The sequence below is a fragment of the Streptomyces katrae genome, from assembly GCF_000966975.1.
GTDB lineage: Bacteria > Actinomycetota > Actinomycetes > Streptomycetales > Streptomycetaceae > Streptomyces > Streptomyces katrae.
Window position 1 is genome coordinate 1 of sequence record NZ_JZWV01001043.1, and the last position, 4,743, is coordinate 4,743.

General features: G+C 71.8%; 4 protein-coding genes and 1 pseudogene. All 5 read right to left on the reverse strand.

The annotated features are described in order from the left end of the window. On the reverse strand, positions 1 to 594 hold a 594-nt coding region (locus tag VR44_RS31965), incomplete at its 3' end, for an ATP-binding protein (RefSeq protein WP_169791065.1). 873 nt (positions 595 to 1,467) lie between these two features. Next, positions 1,468 to 2,034 (reverse strand): TetR/AcrR family transcriptional regulator, encoded by a 567-nt coding sequence (locus VR44_RS31970; protein ID WP_045951125.1) that lies wholly within the window; start codon positions 2,032 to 2,034, stop codon positions 1,468 to 1,470. A gap of 5 nt (positions 2,035 to 2,039) precedes the next feature. Beyond that, positions 2,040 to 2,402 carry a DUF1304 domain-containing protein gene (locus tag VR44_RS31975; protein ID WP_045951126.1) on the reverse strand — a complete coding sequence of 121 codons (363 nt, stop codon included), beginning with the start codon at positions 2,400 to 2,402 and terminating at the stop codon, positions 2,040 to 2,042. A gap of 212 nt (positions 2,403 to 2,614) precedes the next feature. Continuing rightward, complete coding sequence (locus VR44_RS31980; protein WP_045951127.1) at positions 2,615 to 3,343, reverse strand: SDR family oxidoreductase; 729 nt, start codon at positions 3,341 to 3,343, stop codon at positions 2,615 to 2,617. Positions 3,344 to 3,545: 202 nt separating this feature from the next. Continuing rightward, positions 3,546 to 4,471 (reverse strand): annotated as a pseudogene (locus VR44_RS31985) (MBL fold metallo-hydrolase). Positions 4,472 to 4,743: the final 272 nt, after the last annotated feature.

Genomic DNA, 4,743 nt, shown 5'->3' on the forward strand with positions numbered 1-4,743 from the left:
GGCCAGCGGGTTGCCGGCGGCGGTGTCGAGGAGGTGGCGGCGGGCCGCGCCGACGGGGGCGCCCGGCTGCGCGGCGAGGAGCTCCTCCGCCTCGGCGGGCGGCAGCGGGCGCACGACCAGCTCCGGGACGGCCGCGTCCAGCCAGTCCGGGCGGCAGCCCCGGCCGAGCACCTGGCAGCTGCCGCGGTCGAGCCACTGCGCGTCGTCGACGGCCAGCAGCAGCCGCGCGGTGGAGGCGGCCTGGGACGTGAGGGTGAGCACGGCCAGGCTCATCATCATCAGGTCCGGCGGAGCCGGGTCGTCCCCGAGGCCGAACGCCGCCAGCAGCGCGGCCCGCTGACGGGACGGCAGAGCGCCGGTGTCGTCGAGGAGCGGCAGCAGCAGCTGGTGCAGGCCGGCGAAGGCCAGCTCGGACTCGGCGGCGTTGCCCCGTACGCGCAGCACCCGGGCGCCGGCGCGGCCGGCCTCCTCGACGGCGGTGTCCAGGAGCAGGGTCTTGCCCACTCCGGCCTCCCCGAGGATCAGCACCGACGACGCCGCTCGGGGGGAGAGCGCCTCGGCGATGAACGCCCGTTCTTCCTGACGTCCGATCACCACGGGGCTCCTGAAACCTCATTCGTGCGAAACAGCGCCCTCCGCCCGCACCATCCGGCGACCCGGCGGAGGCCACTGGCCGGAGCATAGTCGCCGCTGCCCGGATGACGAATTCGTGAAGATCGGCGGCGGACGGGGTGCCGTGAGGAGGATCTTCCGGGTGGCGAGGGCCGGCACCCCGTGCTCTTCCCGTGGCCGCCGGCCGGAGGTGGACCATCGGCCGGCTCGCCGCGAACCTTCTCCCTGGTGGAAGAGGATCTCCGCCGCTTCCAGCCGGAGAAGTCGATCGCGGCCGAGGCGGAGCTGGAGCGGGAGGAACTGCTGCCGGTCCAGCGGCTGCTGGAGGTCTTCGCCCCGGTCGACGGCGACACGGCGCTGATCCCTGGATGCCCATTCCACAACGCGTCCCGTGGCCACGGCCGCCGAAGCCGGAGCAGCCGGCCCCGAGACCCTCGGCGGGCAACTCGCCGTGATCTTCGAGGGCGCCAACGCGCTGGCGGCCTCCTGCAACGACCCGCAGGCGTTCACGGGTGCCCGGCGAGCCGCCGAGATGCTGCTGGACATCGCCCTCGGCGCCGCTTCCGCGACCCCCATTCGGGATCGAAGCCGGAGCGGGGGGCCTGCGGGACGAATGGCAGACCGGTCCCCGCCTTCCGCATGGCGCCCAGGCCGGCGAACTCTCCGCCACCACCAAGTAGCGGAGCGACTGCGACGAGACGACGGACTGACCAGGACCAGGGCCCCGTCCGCCGCGCACGGCAGCGGAGCCCGCCCAGCGCGGCCGCAGCGCCGCCCGGATCGTGCTGCGCCGGCCCCTCCAGCAGGGGGTCATCGCCGTCCCGAAGCCGGTGACACGTCCGGAGCGGGGTTGGGTCAGCCCCAGTCGGGTCCCGGGGCCCGGTGGAGGGCGATCAGCAGACGCCAGACCCGTCCCGCGATCTCGGCGGGGGTGGCCTCGATGAGGCCGTGCAGCCAGTCGGCGAGGATCCCGGCGAAGGTCGCGGCCACGGCGGAGGCGATCAGGTCGGGCTCCGGGGCGCCCGCCAGGGCGCGTTCGGCCCGGCTGCGGGCGCGCAGGTCCTGGTGCAGGACGAGGCCGAGCGGTCCGCCGCCGCCCGGGCGCAGCAACTCCCGGTAGAGCCCGCCGTGCTGGGGGAGGGCGTCGAAGAAGGCGGTCAGGGCCGGCGGCGGGACCGCGGGGTCGGGGACCCCGCGCCAGGCGTGCAGGGCGTCCACCGCCTCGCGGACGATCTCGGCGCAGGCGTCGACGGACAGCGCCTCCAGGTCCGCGTAGTGGAGGTAGAACGTGGCCCGGCCGACCCCGGCCCGGCGGACCAGGGCGGCGACGCTGACCGCGTCCAGCGGGCGGCTCGCGCACTCCTCCAGCAGGGCCGTACGCAGCTTGGCCCGGGTCCGTTCCGTACGGGGGTCTTCCGGCATGCCGCCTACCCTGCCAGCAGGACGGCGCCGAGCGCCAACGCGCCGGGCAGCGCCTGGGCGAGCAGGATGCGCCGGTTGGCTGTGAGACCCCCGTACACGCCGGCGACCAGGACGCAGCAGAGGAAGAACACCCGGACCTGGAACCCGATCGGGTCGGAGGCGAACAGCCCCCAGATCAGGCCGGCGGCCAGGAAGCCGTTGTAGAGACCCTGGTTCGCCGCGAGCGGCGCGGTGGCACGGGCCAGCTCCGCGTCGAACCCCGAGAGCGTGCGGCCGGGTGCCCGCTCCCACAGGAACATCTCCAGCACCAGGATGTACGCGTGCAATGCGGCCACCAGGCCTACCAGAACGGTCGCCGTCGTCTCCATGGGCGTAGCCCTTCTCTCCGAGCAGTGATGGACAGATGTCCAGAATACATGGACAGCTGTCCATGAAATACTCCGCGCGTGATGTGCGAGTTCTGTGGGGGGGAGCCACGATGCGGCAGCGCCCGGGTGAGCAGCCCGCTGACCAGGCCGACGGTGAGGGTCGTGACGGAGGCGTGGCCTGCCCGTTTGTGCGCCCAGAGGGCGCGCACACGTCAGGCGAGCCAGTCGGTGTAGCGGGTGGGGGCGAGTTGCGCGTCCTTGTCGGTGAGGGCGTCACCCTTGACGACGGCGAACATGCCGGCGGTGGGGTCGGTGACGACGGTACGGTTGTCGCCCTTGCGGGACAGGGTGAGCCGGCCCAGATCGTCCAGGGAGAAGATCTCGGGGCCGGCGATGTTGCGGATGCCGGCCAGCGGGACGCCCGAAGCTACCTCCGCCACCGCGTCGGCCACGTCCTTGGAGGCGATCGGCTGGATCGGCGTGGCGGGCAACCGGATGGTGTCGCCGTCGGCGGTCCAGGACAGGACGGCTTCCATGAAGTCCATGAACTGCGTCGCCCGGACGATCGAGTAGGGGATCGGACCGGCCGCGAGGATGTTCTCCTGGAGGACCTTGGCGCGGTAGTAGTCCAGCTCCGGCACCTGGTCCACGCCGACGATGGAGAGGATGACGAAGTGGCCGACGCCACCCTTGTGCGCCGCAGCCAAGAGGTGGTCCATCGAGGTCTGGAAGAAGGCCAGTGAGGCGTCGTCGAAGGTCGGGGAGTTCGTCAGGTTGACGACGACGTCGGCTCCTGCCACCGCCTCGTCCAGCCCCTGGCCGCTGATGACGTCGACTCCGGTGGACTGCGAGTGCGGTACCGCCTCGTGCCTGGCGGCGTTGAGGTTCTTGACCACCTGGGACCCGATCAGCCCGGTACCGCCGATGACTGCGAACTTCATGACATCCCTTTCGTCAGGAGTACGTCGGCAATATGGCATATGTGTCCTCATCGTCCCGGCAATGTGTGGGCACCCGAATCCACACCGCCGGCCTGCCGTCGCACCACTCGACCGGCCCACGGGTGGGCAAGCCCGCACCACGTGCAGGGCCGCCGCGGTTCAGGGGCGGCCCGGGCCGGCGGGCGGGGGATGAGGTACGTGGTCAGTGCGGGACGGTGTGCGCGGTGGCAGGGACGGGTGCGAGGCGGTAGGCGTTCTCGTGGGTGACCACCAGGCCGGCGGTGGGCGGCGCGAAGTGCGTGCCGAGGACCAGGGTGCCGGTGCTCGCGAGGTCGCTGAGCAGGCTCCGGCGCGTGGCCTCGGATCGTGCCGGGTCTATGTCGACGCAGGCGCCGATGGCGGGGTGGGCGAACTGAACCGGGTGATGGACGCAGTCGCCGGTGATCAGGGCCGTTTCACCCTGGCTGGTCAGCTCGACCGCGACGTGCCCCGGGGTGTGACCGGGCGTGGCCAGCAGGCGCAGCCCTGGAGCGATCTCGACTCCCTCGGCCGGGACGTCGACGAGGTCGAGCAGACCCGCCGCCTCGACCGGGATCACGGAGTCACGGAACATCTGCCTCCGGGCCGGCTCCATGTCATACGTGGCCCAGAACTCGCGCTCGGCGCGTGAGGTGAGGTAGCGCGCACGGGGGAAGGTGGGGACCCACGCGCCGCCGACCTCTTGCGTGTTCCAGCCGACATGGTCGGCGTGCAGGTGGGTGAGGATGACCAGATCGACCGAATCCGGGTGGAATCCGGCGGCGGTGAGGCGGTCGAGGAAGTCGGTCTGGAGGTTGTGCCACGCCGGGTTGGCCCGCTCCTTGCCGTTGCCGATGCCGGTGTCGACGAGGACGCGCATCCCGTCGACGGTGAAGGCGAAGCTGTGGCTGTCGATGTGAAGGACGCCGTCGTGATCGGCGAACTCCGGGTGCAGCCAGTCCTGGTGCCTGACCACCTCCGGGGTGGCGTCCGGCAGCAGCCATGCTCCGGTCGCGGGCGGCAGGGGATCTCGTCGATGCGGTGGACGGCGACGGCGCCCACGGTCCAGGAGCGGAGGGCGGTGGTCCGGTCGGTCGGTGCAGCCTGCATGTCGCGTCTTTCCTTCGGTTCGTCAGGGGGCTGATGGCACCCCTCTAAACGCAATCAATTTGCTTTAAGTGATCTTATGGCCTACCGTCGCTTAAAGCCAATCGTTAGCTTTTGGTGTGGAGCGGTCGTGGACCAGGTGCCCAGGACCGCCCCCCCCGCCGCCGTCCGTTCCTGTCCGATCGGGAGAGAACGCTCATGTCCGCTGCCGCCGAACTCACGCCCTCGGAGGCGGCCCGCTGGGCCGACCGCGCCGGGCTCCGGCTTCCGGCCGA